General features: G+C 75.0%; 22 protein-coding genes. 11 read left to right on the forward strand and 11 right to left on the reverse strand.

What is annotated here, in order from left to right; all coding sequences use genetic code 11:
- Positions 1-13: 13 nt before the first annotated feature.
- The gene (locus ACIQUQ_RS03905) at positions 14-1549 is read right to left on the reverse strand and encodes an SPFH domain-containing protein (RefSeq protein WP_403971000.1); all 1536 of its coding nucleotides are present in this window, start codon (positions 1547-1549) and stop codon (positions 14-16) included.
- A gap of 130 nt (positions 1550-1679) precedes the next feature.
- Complete coding sequence (locus tag ACIQUQ_RS03910; protein ID WP_403971002.1) at positions 1680-1895, reverse strand: hypothetical protein; 216 nt, start codon at positions 1893-1895, stop codon at positions 1680-1682.
- A gap of 46 nt (positions 1896-1941) precedes the next feature.
- Between ACIQUQ_RS03910 and ACIQUQ_RS03915 the strand changes: the two genes are divergently transcribed.
- A complete protein-coding gene (locus ACIQUQ_RS03915; protein WP_403971004.1) occupies positions 1942-2781 on the forward strand; it encodes a PP2C family protein-serine/threonine phosphatase in 840 nt (279 codons plus the stop codon).
- 512 nt (positions 2782-3293) lie between these two features.
- Here ACIQUQ_RS03915 and ACIQUQ_RS03920 read toward each other — a convergent pair.
- Positions 3294-4250, reverse strand: a complete 957-nt coding sequence (locus ACIQUQ_RS03920; protein ID WP_403971006.1) for a GlxA family transcriptional regulator — start codon at positions 4248-4250, stop codon at positions 3294-3296.
- Positions 4251-4350: 100 nt separating this feature from the next.
- Between ACIQUQ_RS03920 and ACIQUQ_RS03925 the strand changes: the two genes are divergently transcribed.
- Positions 4351-4944 carry an MBL fold metallo-hydrolase gene (locus tag ACIQUQ_RS03925; protein WP_403971008.1) on the forward strand — a complete coding sequence of 198 codons (594 nt, stop codon included), beginning with the start codon at positions 4351-4353 and terminating at the stop codon, positions 4942-4944.
- A gap of 136 nt (positions 4945-5080) precedes the next feature.
- Positions 5081-5737 (forward strand): hypothetical protein, encoded by a 657-nt coding sequence (locus ACIQUQ_RS03930; protein ID WP_403971010.1) that lies wholly within the window; start codon positions 5081-5083, stop codon positions 5735-5737.
- 291 nt (positions 5738-6028) lie between these two features.
- Here ACIQUQ_RS03930 and ACIQUQ_RS03935 read toward each other — a convergent pair whose 3' ends face one another.
- A complete protein-coding gene (locus ACIQUQ_RS03935; RefSeq protein WP_403971012.1) occupies positions 6029-8776 on the reverse strand; it encodes a serine hydrolase in 2748 nt (915 codons plus the stop codon).
- A gap of 191 nt (positions 8777-8967) precedes the next feature.
- Here ACIQUQ_RS03935 and ACIQUQ_RS03940 point away from each other — a divergent pair, with 191 nt between their 5' ends.
- The 6 genes from ACIQUQ_RS03940 (at position 8968) to ACIQUQ_RS03965 (ending at position 16261) form a co-directional block, all read left to right on the forward strand.
- Positions 8968-9126, forward strand: a complete 159-nt coding sequence (locus tag ACIQUQ_RS03940; RefSeq protein WP_403971014.1) for a DUF6126 family protein — start codon at positions 8968-8970, stop codon at positions 9124-9126.
- Positions 9127-9229: 103 nt separating this feature from the next.
- The gene (locus ACIQUQ_RS03945) at positions 9230-9433 is read left to right on the forward strand and encodes a DUF4287 domain-containing protein (protein ID WP_403971016.1); all 204 of its coding nucleotides are present in this window, start codon (positions 9230-9232) and stop codon (positions 9431-9433) included.
- Positions 9434-9683: 250 nt separating this feature from the next.
- A complete protein-coding gene (locus ACIQUQ_RS03950; RefSeq protein WP_403971018.1) occupies positions 9684-10598 on the forward strand; it encodes a MurR/RpiR family transcriptional regulator in 915 nt (304 codons plus the stop codon).
- Positions 10599-10910: 312 nt separating this feature from the next.
- A complete protein-coding gene (locus ACIQUQ_RS03955) occupies positions 10911-11282 on the forward strand; it encodes a hypothetical protein (protein WP_403669206.1) in 372 nt (123 codons plus the stop codon).
- A gap of 45 nt (positions 11283-11327) precedes the next feature.
- On the forward strand, positions 11328-13373 hold the full coding sequence (locus tag ACIQUQ_RS03960) for a prolyl oligopeptidase family protein (RefSeq protein ID WP_403971020.1): 2046 nt from the start codon (positions 11328-11330) through the stop codon (positions 13371-13373).
- A 98-nt stretch (positions 13374-13471) separates the two neighbouring features.
- Positions 13472-16261: a serine/threonine-protein kinase gene (locus tag ACIQUQ_RS03965; protein WP_403971022.1), complete on the forward strand. Its 2790-nt coding sequence runs from the start codon at positions 13472-13474 to the stop codon at positions 16259-16261.
- Here the strand turns inward: ACIQUQ_RS03965 and ACIQUQ_RS03970 are convergent.
- Both ACIQUQ_RS03970 and ACIQUQ_RS03975 read right to left on the reverse strand, forming a co-directional pair.
- Positions 16236-16571, reverse strand: a complete 336-nt coding sequence (locus tag ACIQUQ_RS03970) for a YnfA family protein (protein WP_403971024.1) — start codon at positions 16569-16571, stop codon at positions 16236-16238. The genes ACIQUQ_RS03965 and ACIQUQ_RS03970 overlap by 26 nt on opposite strands.
- Before the next feature lie 81 nt (positions 16572-16652).
- Positions 16653-17552, reverse strand: a complete 900-nt coding sequence (locus ACIQUQ_RS03975) for a S1 family peptidase (protein WP_403971026.1) — start codon at positions 17550-17552, stop codon at positions 16653-16655.
- Between the two features lie 304 nt (positions 17553-17856).
- On the opposite strand from ACIQUQ_RS03975, the gene ACIQUQ_RS03980 reads away from it, so the two are divergent.
- Positions 17857-18108, forward strand: a complete 252-nt coding sequence (locus tag ACIQUQ_RS03980; RefSeq protein ID WP_403971028.1) for an EF-hand domain-containing protein — start codon at positions 17857-17859, stop codon at positions 18106-18108.
- Between the two features lie 88 nt (positions 18109-18196).
- Here ACIQUQ_RS03980 and ACIQUQ_RS03985 read toward each other — a convergent pair whose 3' ends face one another.
- Positions 18197-20167 carry an ATP-binding cassette domain-containing protein gene (locus tag ACIQUQ_RS03985; protein ID WP_403971030.1) on the reverse strand — a complete coding sequence of 657 codons (1971 nt, stop codon included), beginning with the start codon at positions 20165-20167 and terminating at the stop codon, positions 18197-18199.
- A gap of 478 nt (positions 20168-20645) precedes the next feature.
- Here ACIQUQ_RS03985 and ACIQUQ_RS03990 point away from each other — a divergent pair, with 478 nt between their 5' ends.
- Positions 20646-20945: a hypothetical protein gene (locus ACIQUQ_RS03990; RefSeq protein ID WP_403971032.1), complete on the forward strand. Its 300-nt coding sequence runs from the start codon at positions 20646-20648 to the stop codon at positions 20943-20945.
- A gap of 107 nt (positions 20946-21052) precedes the next feature.
- Here the strand turns inward: ACIQUQ_RS03990 and ACIQUQ_RS03995 are convergent, their stop codons facing one another.
- From ACIQUQ_RS03995 to ACIQUQ_RS04010, 4 genes are all read right to left on the reverse strand, one after another.
- The gene (locus ACIQUQ_RS03995) at positions 21053-21511 is read right to left on the reverse strand and encodes a lamin tail domain-containing protein (RefSeq protein WP_403971034.1); all 459 of its coding nucleotides are present in this window, start codon (positions 21509-21511) and stop codon (positions 21053-21055) included.
- A gap of 124 nt (positions 21512-21635) precedes the next feature.
- Positions 21636-22391 carry a hypothetical protein gene (locus ACIQUQ_RS04000; RefSeq protein WP_403971036.1) on the reverse strand — a complete coding sequence of 252 codons (756 nt, stop codon included), beginning with the start codon at positions 22389-22391 and terminating at the stop codon, positions 21636-21638.
- Between the two features lie 138 nt (positions 22392-22529).
- On the reverse strand, positions 22530-23372 hold the full coding sequence (locus tag ACIQUQ_RS04005) for a crotonase/enoyl-CoA hydratase family protein (protein WP_403971792.1): 843 nt from the start codon (positions 23370-23372) through the stop codon (positions 22530-22532).
- 153 nt (positions 23373-23525) lie between these two features.
- Positions 23526-24824 carry a pyroglutamyl peptidase gene (locus ACIQUQ_RS04010; protein ID WP_403971038.1) on the reverse strand — a complete coding sequence of 433 codons (1299 nt, stop codon included), beginning with the start codon at positions 24822-24824 and terminating at the stop codon, positions 23526-23528.
- Positions 24825-24866 lie beyond the last annotated feature (42 nt).

A 24866-nucleotide genomic window follows, 5' to 3' on the forward strand; every position in this document is an offset into this window, starting at 1 on the left:
CACCGCCCAGCCCTCAGCCCTCCCGCGGCGGAGCCTTCACCGGCTTCGCAGGCCGCGCGGCGTCCGGCTCCGGCTCCGCCGTCACCGGGATCCGCACCGGGCGCTCCGCGTCCGGGGCGGCGGCCGGGGACGGGACCGGCGGCGCGCCGGCCGGCTGCTCGTTCATCGAGGCCAGCAGTCGCCGCGCCAGGCCCAGCCCGGTGCCGCCCATCGTCAGCGCCTTCGCGAACATGTCGCCCATCCCGTCCGCGCCGTTCAGCAGCACCATGTGCTCCACGTTGCCGAAGGCACCCGCGCCCGCCGCCACGATCTCCGGCCAGTTCTCGGCCAGTTGCTGCGCCACGACCGCTTCCTGGTTCTCTGCCAGCGCCGCGGCCCGCGCCTTGATGGCCTCCGCCTCCGCCAGGCCCCTGGCCCGCGCGGACTCGGCGACCGCGAGTCCCTTGGCCTGCGTGGCGGCGGCCTCGGCCTCACCGGTGGCCCGGGTCGCCGTGGCCGTCGCGCGGCCGCGCGCCTCCGTGGCCTGGGCCTCGGCGGCCGCGGCCGCCTTCACCCGCGTGGCCTCGGCCGCCGCGGCCAGCTCGGTCTCCCGCGCCTTCGCCTGGGCCGCCGAGATCCGCGCGTCGCGCTCGGCCTCCGCCAGCGTCCGCTTCTCGTACGCCTTCGCGTCGGCCGGCTTGCGCACGTCGGCCTGGAGCTGCTGCTCGCGCCGGTGCGCCTCCAGCTCCGCGACCCGCGTCTCCTGGACCACGACCTCCTGGCGGGCGGCCGCGTCGGCCAGCGGCCCGGCCTGCCGGGCGGCGGCGGCCGCCTTGTCGCGCTCCGCCTGGTACCCGGCCTGGAGGATCTCGCTGTCCCGGGTGGCCTCCGCCATCCGCGCGAACGCGGTCTGCTCGGCCTCCGTCGCCAGCCGGTTGGCCTCGGCCTGCGCGATCCGCGCGTCCCGCTGCACCGCGGCGGCGTGCGGCATCGCCAGGTTCTTGATGTACCCCGTCGGGTCCTCGATCTCGTGGATCTGGAGGGAATCCACGATCAGGCCCAGCTTCTCCATCTCCGTCCCGCACGCGGCCCGGGTCTGCCCGGTCAGCTTCTCGCGGTCGCGGATCATGTCCTCGACCGTCAACCCGCCCACGATCGAGCGCAGATGGCCGGCGAACACGATGTGCACCCGCTCCGGCATCATCTTCTGCTGGTCCAGGAAGCGGCGCGCGGCGTTGGCGATCGAGACGAAGTCGTCGCCCACCTTGAAGATGACCACGCCCTTCACCCGCAGCGGGATGCCCTGCTGGGTGACGCAGTCCACGGACAGCTGGGTCTCGTTGAGGTCCAGCGACAGCTTGCGGACGGCCTGCACGCCCGGGATGACGAGGGTTCCGCGCCCGGTGACGATCCGGAACCCCATCCCCTCGCCGAGCCCCTCGGTCTTGTGCGCGGAGCCGGAGATGACGAGCGCCTCGTTGGGCTCCGCCACCCGCCACATGAGCTTGAACACGCCGACCAGAACCATGACGGCGAGGAGCACGGCCCCCGCCACGACGCCGACAGCCACCGGCGTTCACCCCCTTGGCGCGGTGCCGCTCGGCACCGCTGGAGGGGCAGTGTGCTCCTGCCCCCGCCCCCGGGAGAAGGCGTGCGCCGCTTCTTGTCGCCGTCTTGATACGCGGAGGCCGGACGCGGTGTCAGTTGTCGTACGCCGCCATGACGTACACCGTGCGCGGGGGCAGGTACTCGACCACCGTCACCACCGTGCCCGTCTCGATCCGGCCCTCTCCCGGGGCCGGGTACGCGAGGAAGTGCTCGGCGCCTCCCCGGACGCGGACGATCACCTCGCCGACCAGGCCCGGTCCCACCGTCCCGGTCACCCGGCCGGTCCGCCCCACCATGTCCTCGTCCATGTCCGGAGCGTACCCAGGGCCCCGGGTCTGACAAGATCTCCCGCAGATGAGCGCTGAGGAGAACTGCACGGCCTGCGGCGGTACGGTCGCACCCGACGGCCACTGCTGGGACTGCGGCACCCGCCGCCCCGCCCACCGCGCCCGCCTGGAGGCCGGGTCGCAGCACGGCGCGGCCGGCGTCTCGGACCGGGGACGCGTCAAGGGCGTCAACGCGGACGCGATGGCCCTGGTCACCGCGGGGGAATGGACGGTCGGCACGGTGTGCGACGGGGTGTCGATGACCCCGCGCGCGGAACGCGCCGCCACGCTCGCCGCCGAGGTCGGAGCCCGCGTGCTGGCGGTGCTCCTGACGGAGGGCCGGCTCCCGGAGGATGCCCTGGAAACCTCCGCACGACGGGCCGGCCGCGCGGTCGCGGCCCTGGCCGCCCCGGCGGCCGGCCCCGGCCCGGACCCGGCGGGCGACCCAGCCCCGGCCTGTACCTACGTGGCCGCCGCCGTCGGACCGCAGGGCGTCTGGTGCGGCTGGCTCGGCGACAGCCGGGCGTACTGGCTGCCGGACCGGGGCACCGCGTTCCGGCTCACGGAGGACGACCAGGGCGCGGACGGTGCGCTGACGGCATGGCTGGGCGCGGACGCGGAGGACACCCCGGCCCACGTGCGCTCGTACCGCCCCCGCGAACCGGGCACCGTCCTGCTCTGCACGGACGGCCTCACCCGCTACCTGGCCGACCCGGTGGCCCTGGCCGCCCTCCCGCCCGCCGGAGGCGATCCCCTGCCCCGCGCCCGCGCCCTGGTCGACCACGCCCTGCGGGCCGGCGGCGCGGACAACGTCACGGTCCTCCTCCTCCCGGCACCGGGGTCCGGCACGCCGCCTCAGGGAGCCTGACCGGCGCCGGCGCGGCGCCGTCCGGCACGCCCCCGCCCTCACCGCCGACGGCCGAAGAGCGGCCGCCGGACGTGGCGCCGAGCGTCCGGCGGTACTTCTTCACCGCCGCCCGGGTCTCGTCGCGCCGTGCCTCCACGGTCAGCGGGTCGTCGGCGCCCGGCTCCTCGAGGAGGTGGCCACCAGGGTGGGCAGGCCGGTGCCGTCGGCGTACGGGTCCTCCCGGAGGACCGTCTCCCGACACCACGTGTCCGGCAGGGCCGGCCAACTCCCCGTGGTCGGACAGGGCGACGATGCCGGAATGCGACAGGTTGCCCGCGAGGCGGCCTCGCGCTCCGTGCGGTCCGCGTGCGCCCGGCTCTGCGGCCGCCCGATCCTGACGGCGACGGGCCTGCGGAGCCGCCCGTCGTACGCCTGCCGGACCTGCCCGAATCCCCCGGCCGCGGCCCCCACCTGCTCCTGCAGGGCGTGGCGGTCGGCCAGAACGTCCTGTGCCCTCGAACAGCCGGTGCGGGTCAGGGGGTTCGGGTGAAGGAGCGGCGGTAGGCGCGGGGCGGGACTCCGCGGCGGCGGACGAACTGGGTGCGGAGGACCGCCGCGCTGCCGAAGCCGGTGAGGCGGGCCACCTCCTCGACCGGAAGGCCGGTGGTCTCCAGGAGTTCCTCGGCGCGGTTCAGGCGCAGGCCCAGCAGCCAGGCGTGCGGGGTGGTGCCGGTCGCGGCGGCGAAGCGGCGGGCGAAGGAGCGGCGGCTCATCAGGGCCCGCCGGGCCAGCTCGGCGACGGGAAGCGGCTCGTGCAGGTTCTCGCGGGCCCAGGCGAGCACGTCGGCCAGCCGCTCGTCCTGGCAGTCCTCGGGGGCGGGAGTGGCCAGGTACTGCGCCTGCCCGCCGTCGCGGTGGGAGGGCAGTACCAGGTCGCGGGCGATGGCGTTGGCCGTCGTGGCGCCGTGCTCCCGCCGCAGCAGGTGCAGGCAGAGGTCGAAGCCGGCCGCGGCGCCCGCGCCCGTGATGACCGGGCCCTGGTCGACGTACAGCGCGTCGGGCTCCACCGTCACGGCCGGGTTCCGGTCCGCCAGCAGGGCGGCGAAGCGCCAGTGGGTGGTGGCCCGGCGCCCGTCGAGCAGCCCGGCGGCGGCGAGGGCGAAGGCGCCGACGCAGTGCCCCGCGACCAGCGCCCCGCGCGCGTGCGCCGCGGTCAGCGCGTCGAGCACGGCGGGCTGCGGCGGCGTACGGAAGTCCGCCCAGGGAAGGGCGATCACCAGGTCGGCGGCGGCCAGCCGGTCCAGGCCGTGTTCGGCCACCACCGGGAGTCCCACATCGGTGCGGACCCGCCCGGGCAGGTCGGTGCACAGGGCGAACTCGAAGGCCGGCAGCCCCTGGCCCCGGGGCGCGAACACCTCGGAGACGATGCCGGCCGCGAGCATGCCGACGCCCTGCGGGGCGTACGCGGCGACGGTCACGAAGGGCGGCATGCGGGGAGTCTGACACGGCTCCGCCCGGTGGCACGAATCCTGCGATCGGTGGCAGAAGGGCCACTCGTGGCCCGCTCCGGGCCCCGGAAGACTTCAGGGCATGACAGACGCCCCCACCGGCCGCAGCGCCGAGTACACGATCCTGACCACCGGCTACACCCTCTCCACCGGCCCCGGGGTCGCCGCCACCGTCTCGTACGTACGGGACGGGGACCGCCACGTGATCGTCGACCCCGGCATGGTCGCCGGCCGCGACCGGATCCTCGGCCCACTGGCCGAACTCGGGCTCGGCCCCGACGACATCACCGACGTCGTGCTCAGCCACCACCACCCCGACAACACGATGAACGTCGGCCTCTTCGGCCACGCCCGCGTCCACGACCACAAGGCGATCTACGAGAACGACCAGTGGACCGACCGCGACGCGGAGGGCTACGAACTCGCCCCGTCCCTGCGCCTGATCCGCACCCCGGGCCACAGCCGCGAGGACATCACGCTGCTGGCCGGCACGGCGACGGAGGTCGTCGCCTTCGTGGGCGACCTGTGGTGGCGGCCCAACGGCCCGGTGGACGACCCGGTCGCCCCCGACCACACGGTGCTGAAGACCTCCCGGCTCCGCGTGCTGGCCGCCGCGGACGTCATCGTCCCCGGCCACGGCCCGGCCTTCCCGGCCGACGACACCGCGCCCCACTAGACCGGCGGCACCCGGCCGCACCCTCGGCGGTACCGGAACCGTGCCGGCGTCGCCGACGTCCCACTCGGGCCCGGGCGGCGAGGCGTCCGGGCGCCGGCGCCGTGCGGCGCCGGGCACGCCACTGACGGGGGACACCATGAGGAAGAACGCCGTACCGGTCACCGCCGCCGCGCTGCTGGTCGCCGGGCTGCTCGGCGGCTGTACGACGCAGGCGGTCCCGGACCGGCCCGTGCGGCAGGGGGCGGACGGGCCGGGCGGTGGGGCGGAGCCCTGCCCGGGGCTCGCCGAGACCGGGTCCGGACCGGCCGCCGTGCCGACGGCCATCGGCGGCACACCGGCGAACACCCCCGAGGCGCAGCGCCTCGGCCAGGCGATCGGCGACCAGGGGTACGGCGCCTTCGCCGATGTGTACGCCGGCCACATCACCGACCAGCCCGCCGGCCGGGTGGCCCTGTGCGTGACGGACCTCGAACGCGGCCGGCAACTGCTGGCCGCCGCGCGGCAGGCCGACCCCGCGGTGGACCCGCACCGCGCCGACCTCTACCTCGCCCGGTACACGGCACGGGCCTTGGCCGCGGCCGTCGAGAAGGTCATGCGCGGGTCCGAGGGCCTCGGACACCCGGTCCACGACGGGTCGGCGTCGTCCGACGCCTCCGCCATCGTCATCGGGACCACGGCGGAGGGCGCCGCGTCGGCGCGCTTCAAGGAGCGGCTGGAGCGCCTGGCCGCGCCGGTTCCGGTGGAGGTGCGGAAGGGAGATCCGGTGAACGAACTGACGGAGGGGCAGGGCTAGGCCGTGTCTTTCGGATCAGGCCGGGCTCGCGGGGCCTGGCACGCACGCTCGCCGCGTTGTCGTCGGTCGCCAACGCTCCGCGTTGACTCCCTCCTCCGCCTTGCGATCGCACGCACCAGGCCCCGCTCCCTGATCCGGCCTGATCCGAAAGACACGGCCTAGCCGGCCGTCGGGCCGGTCCGCGGGAACGGAGCCGGCCGCCCGGACGACGGACCGGCCGGACGACGGACGGGCCGGACGACGGACCGGCCGGACCCTCAGGGGGAGGGCCCGGCCGGTCCGTCGTGCCGGCTAGCCGAGGCGGGTCAGCTTCGCACCGAAGGACGGCGCCTCCAGATCGTGCTGCACGGCCACCGGAACCGTGGGCGCCCCGGGGCCCGTACCGACGGTCAGCGTGGCGACCACGGTGCCCGCCGGAGCCTCGGCCGGCAGCTTCCCGTCCCCGCTCCCGGTGAGGGCGAGGGACAGCTTCTGGCCCGGCACGGCCACCGCCGTGACGTCCTGGGTGGCGACCAGCGGCGTCCGCGTCCCCAGGTGGTCGTCGACGTACCCGACGACCTGGCCCTTCTTCACGGCCGTCGCGGCGGTCAGCGCGTTCCGCACCGCCTCGATGATCTTCTTGCTGTTGTCCTTCACCAGGCCCAGGGACCGGATGGCGTCCGGGTCGGGCCCGTCCACGTGCTGGTCCATCAACGTGCCGATGATCAGCGGGGTCTTGTCGCCCACCGTCTTGTACGCCGCCCACATCAGCGCACCGCCGGCCGCCGAACTGGATCCGGTCTTGATGCCCTTGATGCTCAGGCCGGACAGCAGCAGGTTGTCGTTGTTGTTGTTGATCGGCTCCGGCAGGCCCTCGATCCTCGCGTTCGGCAGCGCGACGATCGCCCGGAACGCGTCGAACTTCATCACCGCCTCCGCCAGCTTCAGCTGGTCGGTCGCGGTGCTCACGGTCTTGGGGTCCAGGCCGCTGGGGTCGGTGTACCGGGTGCTGGTCATGCCCAGCTCCTTCGCGGCCGCGTTCATCTTGGCCACGAAGGCGCCCTGGTCGCCGCCGCCGTCCCAACGCGCCAGCAGCCGGGCGACGTTGTTGCCCGAGGGGATCATCAGCATCTTCAGCATGTCCTGCTGTGAGAACGTGCTGCCCGCCGTGAGGCCTTCGATGCGCGACTCGTGCTCGGCCGTGCCGTCCTGGACGGCCTGGGCGTCGACCTCGATCCGCGGACCGTCCTCGTTCTTCTTCAGCGGGTGGTCGCGGAGGATCACGTACGCCGTCATGACCTTGGCGACGCTGGCCGTCGGTACGGGCTTCTGCATCCCGAACGTGCCGACGTCCCCGGCACCCTGGACGCGGACGGCGCCCTGCCCGGCCGCCGGCCAGGGCAGGTCCAGCCGCCCGTCGACGGTGGCGGAGGAGGCCGCACCGTCGGTGGTGAGCGTGGCGGCGGGCACGGGGCGCAGCGCCTGTACGCCCGCGAAGACGCCGGCCAGCAACAGGACGACGGGCGTCCACACCTTGACGCGGCGCACCAGGGTGCGGGTGGTGGTCTCCGGCGGGGGAGGGGTGTTGGTGAGCTGCGCCAGCAGGTCGAGCGGCGGCAGGGGCTGCTCGGTGGTGGGCGCGGGCTCGGCGGGGACCGCCTGGGACCCCTTGGGCCGGGGCGCCTTCGGCTGCGCCTGCGCGTGTCCCGCCTCCGGCTTCGGGTCCTCGCCCTCCGGCGGTGTGGGGGTGCGCAGGTGGACGGTGCGCTGGTCGCCCCCGCCCCGGCCGGGCTCCGGGCCCTCCGGCGCCTTCCCGGCCCGCGGTTCCCCGGCCTCCCGGGGCTCCAGCGGCTTCAGGGGTACGAACGTACTGGTCCGCTCGTTGTCGCTCTCGTCATCCCCCCGCGCCCAAGCGGGCACCCGAGCCGCCCCGCCGTCGGAGGCCTGCCCTGCGCCGTCGGCACCCGGGGCGTCGCCCTTGGTGGTCCCCGGCCGGGCTCCGTCCGCGTCGTCTTCGTTGGTGTCAGACACCAGGTCCGCGGCCGGGGTGTGGCTCTCCGAGGCCTCCGGCCGGGCGCCGTCCCCGTCGTGTACGTCGGTGTCGGACGCCCGGTCCGCCGCCTGGGTGTCACGCTCCGGGGCCTCCGGCCGGGCTCCGTCGGATTCGTCCGTGCCGGCGCCGGACGGCTGGCCGGCTGCCGCGGCATCGCCTGCAGATGTGTCCGGCCGGGCCCCGTCCTCGACGCGTTCGTCGGTGTCGGAGGGCCGGTCCGCCGCCGGGGCGTCGCCCGCAGCGTCCTCCGGCCGGGCTTCGTCCACGTCGTCCTTGCCGGCGCCGGACGGCTGCGCCGTTGCAGGAGCGTCGTCCTCAGCGGTCTGCCGCAGCGCTTCGCCCTCGTCGCCGCTGTCGGACCGCCGGTCCGTGACCGGGGCAGAGGCCGGCTCCGTGCCGTCGCCCTCGGCGCCCTCGGCCTCCCGGTCGTCGCCCGCCGCGACGTCCCGGGGTTCCGCTGCGGCGCGTTCCCCACCGTCGTGGTCCTCCGCGGTGACCCGCGGTTCCGCTTCGGCGTCCGCGGCGCTCCCGGCCCCCCGGTCGTCGTCCGCGCCGGACTCGGGCAGCGCGGCACCGCCTCCGTCGCCCCCGGCCGCTGCTCCGGCGGGTTCCGCGGCCCCGTCCTCCGCCCGGTCACCGGGCGGCACCTCGGCTTCCACCGGGGTTTCCGGCCCGGTTCCGGCCTCTTCGTCCCGGTCGCCCTCCCCGGCGTCCGGCGCCGCATCCCGGGCCGCGCCGGTGCTGCCGGCAGACTCCGCTCCGGCCTCCCGCCCCGTACGCCCAGAAGCCCTCCCGGCAGGTTCCGTTTCCCCGGCGGCCGCCACCCCGTCGGACCCGGTTTCGGTGGCCCCGTCCGCCGCCTCCGGCCGTACCGCCGTCCCGTCCGGCACCCCGGCACCCTCACCGGTGGCCGCGCCGTCCGGCTCCCCTTCGCGTTCCCGCTCCCGCCCCCGCAGCATGTCCTTGCCCCGCCCCGCCGGGTCCTTCGCTCCCGGTACCGCTGTCATCCGTCGCGCCGCCTCGCTCGCCGTCCTGCACGTACGTCGTACTAGATGGCCGAAAGGGGCGGAAAGGTTCCCGAACGGCTCCAGCCGGTCCGGAAAACCTGCCGGTCAGGGCCTTGATCCCGGCCGGCGGCCGGGCCGCTCCCGCCCGCTCGCCTAGACTTGCGCGGCGCTACGACGGAGAGGTGGCAGACGTGGACAGCGACCGCGTGGAGACGGTGCGGGAGAAGGACGAAGAACGCTGGATGGAGCGCGGCGTGGCCATCCGCGTCGGCTTCTACGTCTTCGGCACCCACCTGTTCGCCGGCTTCGTCTACCTGCTCTTCCACCTGGGACAGCACGCCCAGAAGTGACGCACGTCACGCCGGGTCCCCGATGAGTTCCCGATCCCGTGCCGGTCTGCCCTGACGAGAAGACCCGGCCGCACCGAGCGGCCGCAGCAGACAGGAGACCGCCGTGACCGCACCCGCCAAGGGCCCCGCGAGCTACTTCCCCTCCATCGAGAAGAAGTACGGCCGCCCCATCGCCGAGTGGCAGGAGCTGATCAACGCCTCGCCGCTGACCAGGCACATGGAACTGGTCGCCTGGCTCAAGACGGAGCACGGCCTCGGCCACGGCCACGCCAACGCCCTCGTCGCGCACACCCTCGCCCAGCGCTGACGGCCGCCCCCGCCGGGGCGGCGGCCCACCCGCGCCCCGGCGCGCCCGGCAGCCGGCCCCGCGCCAGGGCCCCGCGCCCCGTCCGGCCGCCGGACGGAACGTACGCCTCCGCCGCGCGCCCCCTCGTGCACCCTTCACGTCCACCCCAACTCCCGCTGGTCAGCGCCTTCGGCGCGGCGCGAGCGCGCCCGGCCGGACACGGTGAGTGAGCTATGTTTGAACTCCCAGTGGGTCGAGAGGGAGGCGGACGGTGGCATCGGGCCAGCAGGAACGCGCACAGGCTGCCGCGATCACTCCCGGCGGGCAGCCCGTGGACGTCGAGCGCGCTCCGGCGGATCGCGTCCGTGGCCTCTTCGACGGCCGGCGGCTCTCCCCGGGCCAGCGGCGGATCGCGCAGTACCTCATCGACCACCTCACCGAGGCGGCCTTCCTCTCGATCACCGAGCTGGCCGAGCGGGTCGGTGTCAGCCAGCCCTCGGTCACCCGCTTCGCCACCTCCCTCGGCTTCAGCGGCTACCCCGCCCTGCGCGACGCGCTCCAGCCGCTCGCCCTCAAGGCGGTCGCCGGTGCGCCCGAGGGCGACGAGAACCGCCGCAACGAACTCCAGGCGGCCGTGGACGCCGAGATCGAGAACCTGGAGAACGTCCGCCGGCTGCTCGCCGACACCGACCGGGTGCTCGACATCGGCCGCGACCTGGCCCGGTCCGTCCCGCTGACCGTGCTGGGCCTGCGCATCTCCGTCTCGCTCGCCGAGTACTTCGCGTACGCCGCCCGCCGCATCCACCCCGACGTGCGCCTGGTCACCCGCGGCGGCAGCGTCGCGTACGACGCCCTGCTCCAGTCCCGCGCGGCCGGCGGCACCTGGGTGCTGGCCTTCGCGATGCCCCGGCACGCCAAGGAGACCCTCGCCGCGATGCGCGCCGCGCGGAGCGCCGGGCTGCGGATCGCGCTGATCACCGACCTGACCCTGGGCCCGCTGGTGGACGAGGCCGACGTCGCCCTCACCGCCGGAACGGGCTCCCGGCTCGTCTTCGACTCGTACGCGGCACCCGGCGTGCTCGCCGCCGCCCTGCTCCAGGCCATGGCCGATGCCGACCCGGAGCGGACGCAGGCGCGGCTGGAAGGTTACGAGCAGGTGGCCGAGCAGCACAATTTCTTCCTGTAGGACCCGTTTCGCGGCGATTTTGCGGTCGGATTTTCATGCTCCGATGTCGCATGAAATTTTTCATGCCCTTGCGTACTCGACGGTATATATATTTACTCGGTACTGCGCTCGGGTCGTTCACCCGATGCCAGGGAGGACGATCCCCTACGTCCTCCTGGAACGCCGACGTTCCGACGCTCCCTCCTCGCGCCGGGCCGAGGCGTCCCTTACGGGCTCGCATCCCGCAGAGCGCCACCGGCGGCCCCGGTCACCCCTTAGACCGGGGCCGCCTTTCCGAGTCCCGCACCCTTGGAAGCAGCGACGAGTATGTCTATGTCGGCCACCATCACGCTCAGCCCCGACTGGCCCTGTCAGGTCAAGTCCCCCGGCAGTCACGACTGGGAGCGCACGGCGACCCGCTGGCTGCGGGACCTCCTCCCCGCGCGCTACGCGGGCTACTCGACGCTCACCCGGCACCACGTCCTCCTCGCCCGCCACGCGCAGCTCCAGATCCAGCACGAGATGCGCGCCGTGCGCGTCGCGCTGGAGACCAGCCGGGTCGAACTGCCCGCGCTCGGCGTCGTGGACGCGGTCATAGAGAACACGATCAGGATGTACGCGATCGAGCTGGAGCAGCTCGGCCGCCTGGCCCGCGGTGTCCGCCTGGTCTCCGACGCCCTGCTGGCCGCCCAGCGCCGCCGCTGACCCCGCGCCGCGGGCACGCCCCGGCACAGGGTGCACAATCGTCCGGTGACCGACGACGACGCGTACCTGTGGCTGGAAGACGTGACCGGCGAAGCCGCCCTGGACTGGGTCCGGGCCCGCAACGCCGAGACCGCGGAGGCGCTGACCCGCAACCCCCTCTTCGACGGCCTCACCCGCGAGGTCCGCGAGGTGCTCGACGCCGCGGACCGCATCCCGTACACCCGCCGCAGGGGCACCCACCTCTACAACTTCTGGCAGGACGCCGAGCACGTGCGCGGCCTCTGGCGGCGCACCACGCTGGAGGAGTACCGCACGGAGCGGCCCGACTGGGAGGTGCTCCTCGACCTCGACGCCCTCGCGGCGGAAGAGGGCGAGGAGTGGGTCTGGGCCGGCGCACAGACCCTCCGCCCGGACCACGACCGTGCGCTCGTCGAACTCTCCCGGGACGGCGCCGACGCCGTCGTCGTGCGCGAGTACGACCTCGTGACCCGCGAGTTCACGCCCGGCGGCTTCGAGGTCCCCGAGGCGAAGACCACGATCGGGTGGATCGACCGCGACCACGTGTACGTCGGCACCGACTTCGGCCCCGGCTCCATGACCGCGTCCGGCTACCCCCGGGAGGTCCGCCGCTGGCGCCGCGGCACCCCGCTCTCCGCGGCGGAGCCCGTGTACGCGGCGGACGCCGACGACCTGTCCGCCGCCGGCTGGTACGACCGCACGCCCGGCTTCGAGCGGCACTTCCTCTCCCGGCAGCGGGACTTCTGGCACCGCGAGCTGTTCCTGCTCGACGGCGCGGGCCCCGACGGGGGCGGCACGCCGCGCAGGATCGACGTACCGGAGGACGCGGCCGCGTACGCGCACCGGCAGTGGCTGGTCGTCACCACCAAGTCCCCCTGGCTGGGCCACCCCGCGGGCACCCTCCTCGCCTTCGGCTTCGAGGAGTTCCTCGCGGGCGGGCGGGACGCGACCGTGCTGTTCACCCCGGACGGCAACACCGCGCTCGCCGGCCACTGCTGGACCCGCGACCACCTCATCCTGCACACCCTGGCCGACGTCAGCGCCCGGCTCGAGGTGCTCACCCCCGCCGACGGCTGGCGCCGGGAACCGCTGGCCGACGTACCACCGCACGCCACGGCCACCGTCACCGACACCGACCCGGACACCGGGAACGAGTACTTCCTGGTGGTCAGCGGCTTCCTCCAGCCGGCCACCCTGCACCGCGGGGAGATCGGGGCCGGCAGCGAAACCCTCAGGCGCTCGCCGGCCCGGTTCGCCGCCGAAGGCCTGGCCGTGGCACAGCACTTCGCCGAATCCGCCGACGGCACCCGCGTCCCCTACTTCGTCATCGGCCCCGAGGACGGCCCGCAGGGCCCCGCCGCCCCCGCGCCCACCCTGCTCTACGGCTACGGCGGCTTCGAGGTCTCCCAGCTTCCCTACTACAGCCCGGTACGCGGCCGCGCCTGGCTGGCCCGCGGCGGCACGTACGTGGTCGCCAACATCCGCGGCGGCCGGGAGTACGGCCCGGCCTGGCACCGGGCGGCGCTGAAGGCCGACCGCCCCCGCGCCTTCGAGGACTTCGCGGCCGTCGCCCGGGACCTCGTCGACCGGGGCTACACCACACCGGAGCTCCTCGGCATCGAGGGCGGCAGCAACGGCGGCCTGCTGATGGGCGCGATGCTCACCCGCTACCCCGAACTGTTCGGGGCGGTCGTCGCCACCGTCCCCCTGCTGGACATGCTGCGCTTCCACAAGCTGCTCGCGGGGGCCAGCTGGACCGCCGAGTACGGCGACCCGGACGACCCCGCGGACCGCCCGCACCTGACGGACCTCTCCCCGTACCACCGCGCGGAGGCCGACCGCCCGTACCCTCCGCTGCTCCTGCTCACCTCCACCCGCGACGACCGCGTCCACCCCGGGCACGCCCGCAAGATGGCCGCCCGGCTGCGGGACCTCGGGCACCGGGTGCACTTCCACGAGCACCTCGGCGGCGGCCACGCCACGTCCACCAACCACGACCAGACCGCCTGGAACGAGGCCCTGATCCACACCTTCCTGTGGCACCGGCTGACAGCGCCTGCGACCGGGGCCTGACCGTCGTCCGACCGGGGCGAAACCCCTCCGGCGCCCGGTCGTTCTCTGGAAGGCTGGGGAGCCGTCACCGGTGATCCGGTGCGAGGAGGGGAGCGCCGATGGAGCCGCTGCGCGCCGGGGACCCGCGCGAGGTCGGCCCCTACCGCCTGGAGGGGTGGCTGGGCGGCGGCGGGATGGGCAGGGTGTACCTGGGCCGGTCTCCCGGCGGCCGGCCGGTCGCGGTCAAGGTGGTGCGCCCGGAGTTCGCCGGCGACGCGCGGTTCCGGGAGCGGTTCGCGCGGGAGGTGGCTGCGGCGCGCCGGGTCGGCGGGTTCTACACCGCGCAGGTGGTCGACGCCGACCCGGAGGCGGACCCGCCCTGGCTGGTCACGGCGTACGTGCCGGGCCCCTCGCTGCACGAGGCGGTGGCCCGCCAGGGACCGCTGCCGGCCACGGCGATCGGGGTCCTGGGCGCCGGGCTGGCCGAGGGCCTCGCCGCGATCCACGCCTGCGGCCTGGTACACCGGGACCTCAAGCCGGGCAACGTGATCCTGGCCGCCGACGGCCCGCGCGTGATCGACTTCGGCATCGCGCATGCCATGACGGACACGCACACCAGGTCGATGGTCGGAACTCCGCCCTACATGTCCCCGGAACAGGCGCTCGGCCGCCCGGTCGGCCCGCCGAGCGACGTGTTCTCGCTGGGCTCGGTCCTGGTCTTCGCGGCCGCGGGCCGGAGCCCCTTCGGTACGGGCAGCCCGGCCGAGGTCGGCTACCGGGTGGTCCACGCGCCCCCGGACCTGATGGGGCTGGACATCCTCCCGGACGGCCTGGCGGGCGTCATGGCGGCCTGCCTGTCCAAGACCCCGGAGGCCCGGCCCGGAGTGACGGAACTCCTGGACCGGATTGCCGCGTTCGGTGGCACGCCGTCGGTGTGGCTGCCACCGCAGGTCGTGACGATGATCTCGCAGCGGGTGGCCACTGTGCCGGACGCGGACGCTGCCGGGGGAGAGGGAGAGGAACCTGGCGGGGCAGGTGTCGCGGCAGGGGAGCCCCGCCCGGTCGGGGGCGCGTCCGACGGCGGGGGCGGAGCCGGAGACCGAGGAGGCGCCGGAGCCTCCCCCCGGCTGTCCGACGGCCCCTTCTCCGCGCAGCGGGCCGACAACCCCGGTGATCCGGTCGGCCTCCTGCTCGACCAGGCGCTGGAGCTCATCGAGCGGGTCGGCACCGGACCGTTGCGTGCCGTGTGCCTCGCGCGTCTGGCGCGGTCGGTCGCTCCCGCCCTGCCCGAGCGCGCCGTGCTGCTCGCCGAGGCGGCGGAGCGTCAGGTCGAGGCCGTGACCGACATCGAGGCGCGGGCCGATCTCTGGGCAGCGCTCGGCTCGTACCTGGTCGCGGTGGACCCCGACCGTGCTCTCCGGCTGGTCGAAGCGGCCGAGCGGACCGCACGCGGCATCGCCGACCCGGGACGGCGCGGGAAAGCCCTCAGGTGCGTCGTCCGGGGGATGGCCGCCGTCGACGGGGCCCGGGCCGAGCGCGTCGCCCGCAGCATTCCGAACGCCAGCGTGCGCGCGGCTGCCTTGGCTGATGTGGCCGAAGGAGTGGCCGAGTGCGATCCCCGCCGTGCCGTCGAGGTGGCCAACACCATCCCTCATGGTCCCGCGCGGGACTTGGCCATGAAGACCGCGGCCGAGGCCTCGCTCGTCACCGGTGGCCAGCCGCAGTTTTGGATTCGGATGATGCTCAACTGCCTTTTCGGAAAGGAGGGCAACGACCTGTTGGCCCGGCTCGGAGGCACGATCGCCGCGCACCACCCCGCGTTGTTCCGGCAGTTCGTCGGCCTCATCCAGGACGAGCCCTCGCGTACCGCGGTGGTGGCCCAGGCACTGGGTTCCGTGATTCCCGAGCGGGCCGTGGAACTGGCCCTCGCCATCCCCGACGAACTCGTCCGGCGTGACACGCTCGTCGAACTCGCCAAGCTCCTGGGCCCGGTCGACCCCGACCAGGCCGAGCGGATCGCCATGCTGTTCATGGGCGAGGAGGGCGGCGAACACGTCGCCCGGCTGTGGTGCGTCGCCGACGCGCTGGCCGGGGCCGCGCCGCGCCGGGCCGAGCTCGTCGCCCTCGAAGCCGTGCACGCGGCCCAGGCCGAGAACCCGCCGCAGCTGCGACCCGCGCTGATCACCCTCGCTTCGCTGTCGCCTCGGGACGCCCCGGCGATCGTGGCCGAGTGCGCGGAACCGGACGAGGCGCTCGGGGAGGTGATCGTCAAGGTCTCCGGGCGCCTCGACCACCTCACCGCATCGGGAGACAGGGGCCCCGGCCCACTCCCGACCCCAGAAGAGGCGCTGGAACTGCTCGGCTTCCTCCTGCCCACGACCGCCACGCCCGCGGGGTCCGCCGCGCCCCGGGGCGGGAGCCCGGCCGCGCCCGTGAGTACGGCGCCCGAGGGCCGGCTGCTGACGTTGTTCCCGCGCCCGTCCGTGGGCGCCGTGACCATCCTGCTGTTCGCTCTGGCCGGAGTCGTGGCCGTCGTCGATCCCAGCGCCGGCCTCGACGCGCGTTCGGGCGCCCCCGTCCGTGAGGTGCCGGTGGTCGTGCTCGGCGTCCTCGCCGGATTCGTCTTTGCCTGCCGGGTGGTGGGCGGCCAGGCCGTCGGGCTGGCGGAGTTCCCCGACGGGACCGTGGCCGGCTGGATCGGTGGGGTGACCTTCCTGATGGCCTGGCTCGCGGGAGTCGCCGCGGTCGTGGGCGTCGCCGCCCCGCTCGACGGCTTCTGGCTGGGGTCCGTGGCCGCGACCTGGGCGGCGGTCGCGGCGGTCTGGGTCCTGGTCGTCGGCGACATCTGGCTGCGGCTGCGGCGGATGCTGCGCAGGCGCCAGGTCAGCGGCCCCGGGGCGCGTACATGATGACCGCCATGCCCGCGAGGCAGATCACGGCACCCGTGACGTCCCAGCGGTCCGGGCGGTAGCCGTCCGCGACCATGCCCCAGACCAGGGAACCGGCGACGAAGACGCCGCCGTACGCGGCGAGGATGCGGCCGAAGTCCGCGTCGCTCTGGAACGTGGCGACGACGCCGTACAGGCCCAGGGCCGCGACCCCCGCTCCGATCCAGGCCCAGCCGCGGTGCTCGCGCACCCCCTGCCAGACCAGCCACGCACCGCCGATCTCCAGCAGCGCGGCGAGCAGGAACAGGGCGGCGGAGCGGGCGACGTACAAGGCGGTGGCTTTCCGGACGCAGGGGCGGGGTTCGGGTGTGGGCCCGGACCCCGCACAGCCTAGGCGCGCGCGGCGCCCGGATCAGTACAGCGAGACCCTGTACTTCGCCAGGGCCTCCTTCACCGGCTGGTAGAAGGTGGTGCCGCCGGAGGAGCAGTTGCCGCTGCCGCCGGAGGTGATGCCCAGCGCCTTCGTGCCGTCGTACAGCGCGCCGCCCGAGTCGCCGGGCTCCGCGCAGACGTTGGTCTGGATCATGCCGCGGACCGTGCCGCCGCCGCTGTAGTGGACGGTCACGTCGAGGCCCGTCACCGTGCCGCTCCGGGTGCCGGTGGTGGAGCCGCTGCGCTTGACCGGCTCGCCGACGTACGGGTCGGCCGCGGTGTAGCCGCCGGGGTGGCTCAGGCCGGCGTTGTCGTACCGGACCAGCGCGTAGTCGTTGCCCGGGAAGCTGGACCCGACGGTGGGTCCAGCGAGCGTGCTCTGGGCGGAGTTGGTGTACCAGGTCTTGACCACGTTGCCGCAGTGGCCGGCCGTCAGGAAGTAGTACGTGCCCCCGCTGACGGCGTTGAAGGCGACCGAACAGCGGTACCCGCTGCCGTAGATGGCGTCGCCGGGCCCGAGGAGCGGGGTGAACGTGCCCTTCGCCCGCTCGACGCGGAGCGCGGCGGCGTCGGCGCCCGCGGTCTTCCGGATGTGGGCCAGTTCGGCGGCCGAAACCGTGCTGTCGGCGGTCACGACCACCGTCCCGGTGGCCCGGTCCACCCGCCACGCGGTGCCGCCGACGTCGGCCCGCAGGACGGCCTGGTCGAGCCTGGAGAGCTGTGCCGCGTCGGCGGCCGGGGCGGCCGCGGTGGCGGTCGGCGTCCCGAGTGCGGCGGCCGCGACCAGGGCGGTCGCGGCGGCGGCGAGCGCGGCGCCCCTGGCGGTGCGCGTGCGCGTGGGGGCCGGGGTGGGGGTGGAAGCGTTGCGCGTGATCCTCACTGGTCTCCTCCTCGGAGCATCGGGGCCCCCTGGGTGGTGGGGCCCTGTGAGGCGCGTTCAGGAATGGCGTGTTCCTGACAAGCGCTGCCCGGTGAGTATGGCGAGGCGCCCGGGACGGGACAAGACCGCGTACGAGGGCTCGCCCGGCCGCCCGTACCCGACCCCGCGCGGCCGTGTCGGGCCCTCCCGGGCGGGGCAGCCGTAAGGCGGGGGCGCCCGAAGAGCCCCGCACCCGGTGCACCACACTGGGGGGCGGTTGTGACCAGACGGGGCCACGGGGGCCTCCGGTGAGAGGGATGACGTGATGAGCGAGAAGGCCCGCAAGCTGTTCGACGCGCTCGACCTGAACGCGGACGGACTCCTCACCCGCGCGGAGGTGATCTCCGCCCTGCGCGCCAAGGGGCCGACCCTCGCCGCCGGCGGTGACCTGCCGTTCTGGGGCCTGGGCGACGCGGACGCCTCCTCGGCGCTCTTCGACGCGGCCGACAAGAACGGCGACTCGGTGCTGACCTACGAGGAGTTCGCGCAGGAGGTGGACCGCCGCTTCGGCTGGTAGCCGGTGCGCCGGTACGCCGGTACGCCGGACGGACGCCCCGCCCCGCCCCGCCCCGCGCGGGCGGGGCGGGGCGTCCGCCGTCAGCCGCCTACCGCTCCTGCGAGAGCCGGTACAGCTCGGCGAACGTGCCGTCCAGGGACACCAGTTCGGCGAAGGAGCCCTGCTCGGTGATCCGGCCCGCCTCCAGGACCAGGATCCGGTCCGCCAGTCGGCAGTTCTCCATCCGGTGCGTGACGATCAGGGTGATCCGCTCGTCCTTCATCGCCTGCAGCCCGCTGAAGATCCGGTGCTCGCCCCGCGCGTCCATCGCCGAGGTCGGCTCGTCCATGATCAGCAGCGTGGGCCTGCGGTGGAAGGCCCGTCCGCACGCCAGCCGCTGCCACTGCCCGCCCGAGGGCTCGTGCCCGCCCCACAGCGAGCGCGCCAGCAGGGTGTCGAGGCCGTTCGGGAAGTCCTCCACCGCCTTCCGCATCCCCACCGCGTCCAGGGCCTCCCAGACCGCGGCCTCGCCCCGCCCGTCCGGCTGCCCGAGCGTGATGTTCTCGCGTGCGGTGAAGGGCCAGTACGCGAACGACTGCGCCACGAGCCCGACATGGGCCCAGAGGCTCTCCTGGTCGGCGTCCCGGGTCGGCACCCCGTCCCAGTACACCTCGCCCTCGCCGGGCAGCGTCAGCCCGGTGAGCAGCCGGATCAGCGTGGACTTCCCGGCGCCGTTCTCACCCACCACCGCGATGATCTCGCCCCGCGACAGGCTCAGGCTCACCGGACCGAGCGCCGGCGCGTCCTTGCCGGGGTACGTGTACGCCGCCTCCTCCAGCACCAGCTTGGCCGGCGGACCCGCCACCGCCTGGCCCCGCCGGCCCGACATCGAGGCCGCCAGCTCCAGGAAACCGCGGTAGTCCTCCAGGTAGAGGGCGTGCTGGAACATGTACGCCCCGTACACCACCAGCGAGGACAGCGCCGTGGCCGACGTGCGCATCGCGACGATCGCCGTGCCCGCGGCGGCCAGCGCCATGTACCCGCCGAGCACCAGTCCGGCGAGCGCCGCCCACGTACCCGCCTGGAACAGGCCGCCGAGCGCCGCGGCGACGAGGGAGACCCGCAGGAACCGCGGCGCCGAGCCGATCAGCTTGGCGTCGATGCGCCCGCAGACCGTCGCGTACCAGTGGTGCGCGTACGGGCGCATCGAGTTGCACCGCAGCTCGTCGGCGAGCTTGTGGGTGGTGAGGTACCAGCGCATCATGCCGCGGATGTTGCGCGAGGCGTTGGTCTCGTTGTGCAGGGAGTAGTCCAGCCGGGCCGCGATCAGCGCGCCCAGGCCGCGCGGCACCACCGAGAGCAGCAGCAGGGGCAGCAGGGCGGGGTGGACCACGGTGAGCACCCCGGCCACCGCGACCAGGTTCACCAGCCCGTTGGTGAAGGCCATGGCGTCCTTCACCAGCATCGTGGACCGGGCCGCCCCGATCCCGGCGACCTCGGAGCGGTCGGTGAAGCCCGGCTGGTCGTACGCGCCGACCTCCACGTCCATGTGCGCGTCCACCATCGCCAGGTCGGCAAGCGTGGCCAGGCGCGGGGTGAGCCGGCGCGCGGCGCTGCCCGACACGATCTGGGCCACCGTGCCGGTCGCGGCCGTCAGCGCGGCGGTGACCAGCGGTGCGGCCGCGGCCTCGATGCGGGTTCCCGCGTCGCCGCCGGTGAGCAGCGGGCCCATCGCGTCGGACACCGCCGCGAGGGTGGCCGCCGTACAGACCCCGGCCGTGATCTGACCGGCGACCAGCCAGACCAGGGAGCGGGGATCGGTCTGCCAGGCCATCCGCGCGGTCTGTCCGAGCGCGGACGGCAGCCGGGCAGCCATCCGGCGCAGGGAGAGCGATTCCATGACCTTGCTGTGCGTGCCCGCGGAGTAGCTGAACTCGGGCGGGTCGGCGGGCTTCCGCCGCTCCTCCCGGCCGGTCTGCCGCGCCTGTTGCCCCGGCAGTTCCTGCTGCCCTTGCTGCCCTTGCTGCCCTTGTTCCCCTTGCTGCGTCTGCGGTGTTCGTGACGCTTCCATCGGCTCCATCGGCTGCTCCTCACGCCTCGGTCCTCGGACGGCACCGGCCCCGGGGGCGCGTGCGGGCACGCCGGACCGCCCCGGTCCGCGGGTGTGCGGAACCGGGGGCGGCAGCCCCTGGGATCGGTGGAGTGGCGAGTACAGCGGAGCCGTGGGGGAGGAGCAGCGAGAACCGGCCGACCTGGCCGGCCGGGCGGGACCGGGGCCCGGGGAGGGCACCCGTACCGGGGCCGCGGCCCGGCGGGGGCGAGAACGGCCGGATACCGACCCAGGGCGGAGGAAACCCCTTGCGCCGCGCTCGGGGGGCCGGGGAGCGTGTCGGCCGGGTCCGCGGAGGGCGACGGCGGCCGGTCCGCGGCACCCGTCCGCCGGCTCCGCGGATCATGCCCGCCGGGTCCGAACGGCGCACCTCCGGGTGTGCCGACCGCCGCGCGCCGCCCTACTGGGTCTGGGCCCCGCCGCGGGGCCCGCGAGGAGGTGGAACCCCATGGCCGTGGTGATGTCGATGCGCTGGGACGGGGTGCAGCCGGAGCAGTACGACGCGGTCCGCGCGCGGGTGGGCTGGGAGGACGACCTGCCGGACGGGGCGGTGCTGCACGTGGCGTGGTTCGAGGGCGGCGCGCTGCACGTCACCGATGTCTGGGAGTCCCCGGCGCAGTTCGAGGAGTTCTTCGGCAACCGCATCCTGCCCGCCGTCGAGGAGACCGGCCTGTCCGGCGAGCCCGAGGTGGTCCTCACCCCGCTGCACCGGCGGTTCGTCGCTCCCGGGGTCGGCGGCGCCGCGTGAGGCGCGCCGCATGAGCCGCGGCGCGCCCGCCCGGTCCGGGAGGCCGACGGGCCCCCGCCGGGAGGCGGAGGCCCGTCGTTCCGTGCCGGGGTCCGGCCGTGGCCGGATCAGTGGCAGGTGGTGTAGCCGCGGCCGTTCGCCCGCCAGGAGCAGCTGTCCTTCCTGGTGCCGGCCGGCGTGTACAGGTTCACCGAACCGCTGGAGTTGTTGAACCAGTAGTTGTCCTTCTTCCGGTAGACCGTGTACGCGGTGTTGGTGCCCTGGCCGTTGCGCAGGCGGACCGTCTTGCCCGCGCCCAGGGTGAAGGACCCGAACGTGTACACGTACCCGGACGCCGTCTTCACCTTGTAGTTGCGGAGCTGCACCGAGCTGCCGGTGTTGTTGTGCAGGTCGACGTACTCGGCGTTGAGCTTGGCGTTGGTGCGCGGCAGGTCCGCGCCGGGCCCGTCGAACTGGAGCGCGCCGAAGTGCAGTCCGCCCTGGTGGGTGGCGGCGGTGGCCTGCGGGACGGCGAACGCGGAGGCGGCCATGGCGGCGGCCGCGACGAGGACGGCGGTCTTCCTCATTGGGTGGATCCCCCCTGCTGGTTGAACGCTGCAGTAATCGGCAGCGGTCAACTTATACAGGATGATGATCTGATGATTCGGGGGTTCCCGGCATGTGCCAGGAACCGCCACCCCCGGCCCGGCGTCAGACCACCGCCAGCGGCACGATCAGCGCGTAGGCGTACCCCGCCTCGACCGCGTAGCCGTACATCGAGGGGTGCTGGACGGGAGCCGTCAGCAGCACCACGCTCTGCGCCGCGGTGGCGGCCGCCACCCATTCCTCCGTCGCGCCGAGCGACCCCTGGTACCAGGCCGCGCACAGTCCGGGACCGCTCACCACCAGCATGTCGTCCTCGCGCCGGTAGGCGGCGCCCCAGGTCTCGGCGGGGACCGCCCAGCCGTCGTAGTCCGTGAAGGCGTACCAGCCGCCCTCCCGGATCGCCTCGTGGAACGGCCAGCGGCCCAGGCCCTCCGGGGTGAGCGCGACCTCCTGGTCGTCGGTCGTGAAGTGCACCATCGGCAGCGGGTCGGGCCCCTCGCCCGTGCCGGCCCAGGCGTAGAGCGGGGAGAGCGCGGCCGGCTCCTGCCCGGGGGCTTCGTCGGCGTACTCCTGGCCGTACTGCTCGCCGTACTCCTCGCCGTACTCCTGGCCGTGTTCCTGCCCGTACCGGAGGCCCTGCTCCCGGCCGTACGCCGCGCCGCCGAACTCCTGCCCGTGCTGAGCCCCGTACCCCTGTGCGTCTCCCTGCCCGTACTGCGTCCCCTGCCCGTACTGCGGCCCCGGGGCGGACGCGTGGCCCGGCCCGTACTCCGGCTGCGGGTACCCGGGTTCGTACGCCGACGGGTACCCGGGCCCGTGGTCCGGCGGCGACTGGTCCATGTGGGGGAGGTGAGCGGTCATGCCCCGATTGTGGTCCATGGCCGTCAGGGCGCCGTAAACGCCCCCTTCGGCCGGGTTCGGCCGCGTCCGGACGACGGCCCGTCAGGTGCCGGTGCGGCACGGGCCGTCCGGGCGCGCGTGAGCGGTGAGGTACGGGCCTCAGCCCCCGGAGCCCCCGCGGCCCCCGAAGCTCCCGTGCCGCCCCGCCCCCGCGGCGAACCGGTCGGCGCCCGCCTGCGTCTCGCCGGCGCTCAACGGCACCAGGCCGTGCCGGTACTCGTTGGCCAGCGCCTCCGGCTCGGGCAGCCCGTGCTGCTCCCGTACCGAGAGCCGGTCGTGGCGCAGGCAGAGCTGCGGGAAGGCGGCGATCTGCCGGGCCAGTTCCTCGGCCTCCTCGCGCGCCCGCCCGGGCGGCACGAGGCGGTTGGCGAGCCCCATCGCGTACGCCTCGGCGGCCGGCACGGGCCGCCCGGTGAGGATCATGTCCATGGCGCGGCTCTCGCCGACGAGCCGGGGCAGCCGCACCGTGCCGCCGTCGATGAGCGGCACGCCCCAACGGCGGCAGAACACCCCGAACACCGCGTCCTCCTCGGCCACCCGCAGGTCGCACCAGAGCGCCAGTTCCAGTCCGCCCGCCACCGCGTGTCCGGCGACGGCGGCGACGACCGGCTTCCCGAGCCGCATCCGGGTGGGCCCCATCGGCCCGTCGCCGGACGCGGCGACCGTGTTCCCGCGCTCCGTGCCCACGGCCTTGAGGTCGGCGCCGGCGCAGAACGTGCCGCCCTCGCCCCAGAGCACGGCGACGGCCGCGTCCTCGTCGGCCTCGAACGCGCGGAACGCCGCGGCCAGCGCCTCGGCGGTCGGCCCGTCCACGGCGTTGCGCGCCGCCGGCCTGCTCAGGATCACGGTGAACACCGGCCCGTCCCGCTCCACCCTTACCGCGGCCGTCCCCGCCGTCCCGTCCACGCCGTCCACCCTGTCCACCCCGTCGATGCCGTCCATCCCGTCCACGTCCCCGTTCCTCCCGGCCGTCCGGGCCGTCGTGCGGCCCGTCGCCCGCCCGCCGGCACGGCCCCGTGGAGGAGGCCGGCCCGGGTGCCGGCCGGACCCCATTGTGCGGGGCACCGGCCCGGACCGGGCCGGGGGACGGCCGGATCAGTGCGGCCCGTCGGCCGAATGCCGCAGCACGGCCAGCACCTGGTCGGCGATCGCCGTCTCGTTCTCCTCGAAGGCGGGGCCGGTGAGTTCGGCCGGATCGGCCGGCAGGCCGGTCAGCACCGGGGTGTGCAGGTGGCCGCCCGGCAGGCCCGGGCTGAGCTCCAGGCGCAGCCGGTTGGAGCGGTACGCCACCTCGTTGGAGAGGTAGCCGCCGCCCCCGCCCGCCACCGCGCGTGAGCCGGGGGTGGGGCCGTCGGGGCGGTCCGCCGGCCGGGTCTCCCCGGCCGGGATCTCGGTGACGGTGCCGTTCAGCCGGACCGGGAACGGCGCCTGCACGGCCGTCATCGGTCCGGTGGGCAGGCTGGTCCTGATGAACTCGGCGCCGGGGCCGACCCCGGCCGGGACCACCGGGTGCTCGCGGGTGCCGCCGGACAGGGCGCGGGCGTTGTCCGGGTACGGGTCGGCCGACCGGGCCCGGGCCGCCCACTCCTCCAGCGTGAACAGCCCCGGGTAGCCCTGGCTGATGCTGGTGATCTGGTCGGCCGCGCGCGGTCCCGGGGTCATCCGGGGGCGGTACGCGCGCTCCACGATGCCCCGGTCGAAGTCGCCGTAGCGCACCGGCAGCACGACGGCGCGGACCTCGGCCCGGGTGCCGTCGGCGAGGGTGATGCGGCGGCCGTTGAGGCGGAGCGCCGCCGAGCCGGAGGGGTTGGCCCGGCGCAGCTCCGCGTCGAGGCCGAAGGGGTCGAAACCGCTGACGAACAGGCGCCGGACGCCCGGCGTGCCGCGGAACCCGTTGCCGGTCAGGCCCCGTGAGGCGTCCTCGAAGGCGGTGCGCAGCGCGTCCCGGTCGACCGGGAACCCCGGCTGCCAGCGGGCCAGTCCGACGGTCATCGCCAGGCGGGCCCAGTACAGCGGGCGGTCGTCGCCCGGTGCCAGGTCACCGCCCTGCCGTCGGCCCTGGGCCCGTTCCACCGCGGCCGCGAACAGGGCCTCGCCCCAGACCCGGACCAGCCCCTCGGCCCCGGCGGCGTCACGGGTGGTGCACAGGGCGGCCGGGAAGCGGCGTACGAAGGCGTCGAGGTCCCCACGCTCGATCAGGGCCGCGGTACGCGGATCCGTGAGCCGGGCCTGCTCCGCGTCCGGCACCACGGCGGGGTCGGTGCGGCACGGGGGAGCGGCGGGCGCGTCACCGGGCAGGGCGGCGCCGGCGGCGAGAGCGGGTCCTGCGGGAAGGGCGGCGGCGAGTGCGCTGAGGAGGGCGGCCGCGAGCGCGGCGCGACGTAAGACCATCATGCGATGTGACATTACACAGGAGGGTCAACTCCTGTCAGGGGC

This window comes from Streptomyces sp. NPDC101118, assembly GCF_044759445.1.
Lineage (GTDB): Bacteria > Actinomycetota > Actinomycetes > Streptomycetales > Streptomycetaceae > Streptomyces.

What these genes read in the sequence shown, in the direction of transcription:
- ACIQUQ_RS03915 (WP_403971004.1), top strand. Translation starts at nt 1,942, where the DNA reads ATGAGCGCTGAGGAGAACTGCACGGCCTGCGGCGGTACGGTCGCACCC.
- ACIQUQ_RS03910 (WP_403971002.1), bottom strand. Translation starts at nt 1,895, where the DNA reads ATGGACGAGGACATGGTGGGGCGGACCGGCCGGGTGACCGGGACGGTG.
- ACIQUQ_RS03980 (WP_403971028.1), top strand. Translation starts at nt 17,857, where the DNA reads ATGAGCGAGAAGGCCCGCAAGCTGTTCGACGCGCTCGACCTGAACGCG.
- ACIQUQ_RS03995 (WP_403971034.1), bottom strand. Translation starts at nt 21,511, where the DNA reads ATGAGGAAGACCGCCGTCCTCGTCGCGGCCGCCGCCATGGCCGCCTCC.
- ACIQUQ_RS03985 (WP_403971030.1), bottom strand. Translation starts at nt 20,167, where the DNA reads ATGGAGCCGATGGAAGCGTCACGAACACCGCAGACGCAGCAAGGGGAA.
- ACIQUQ_RS03955 (WP_403669206.1), top strand. Translation starts at nt 10,911, where the DNA reads ATGTCGGCCACCATCACGCTCAGCCCCGACTGGCCCTGTCAGGTCAAG.
- ACIQUQ_RS03990 (WP_403971032.1), top strand. Translation starts at nt 20,646, where the DNA reads ATGGCCGTGGTGATGTCGATGCGCTGGGACGGGGTGCAGCCGGAGCAG.
- ACIQUQ_RS03935 (WP_403971012.1), bottom strand. Translation starts at nt 8,776, where the DNA reads ATGACAGCGGTACCGGGAGCGAAGGACCCGGCGGGGCGGGGCAAGGAC.
- ACIQUQ_RS03965 (WP_403971022.1), top strand. Translation starts at nt 13,472, where the DNA reads ATGGAGCCGCTGCGCGCCGGGGACCCGCGCGAGGTCGGCCCCTACCGC.
- ACIQUQ_RS03930 (WP_403971010.1), top strand. Translation starts at nt 5,081, where the DNA reads ATGAGGAAGAACGCCGTACCGGTCACCGCCGCCGCGCTGCTGGTCGCC.
- ACIQUQ_RS03925 (WP_403971008.1), top strand. Translation starts at nt 4,351, where the DNA reads ATGACAGACGCCCCCACCGGCCGCAGCGCCGAGTACACGATCCTGACC.
- ACIQUQ_RS03920 (WP_403971006.1), bottom strand. Translation starts at nt 4,250, where the DNA reads ATGCCGCCCTTCGTGACCGTCGCCGCGTACGCCCCGCAGGGCGTCGGC.
- ACIQUQ_RS04010 (WP_403971038.1), bottom strand. Translation starts at nt 24,824, where the DNA reads ATGATGGTCTTACGTCGCGCCGCGCTCGCGGCCGCCCTCCTCAGCGCA.
- ACIQUQ_RS04000 (WP_403971036.1), bottom strand. Translation starts at nt 22,391, where the DNA reads ATGACCGCTCACCTCCCCCACATGGACCAGTCGCCGCCGGACCACGGG.
- ACIQUQ_RS04005 (WP_403971792.1), bottom strand. Translation starts at nt 23,372, where the DNA reads ATGGACGGCATCGACGGGGTGGACAGGGTGGACGGCGTGGACGGGACG.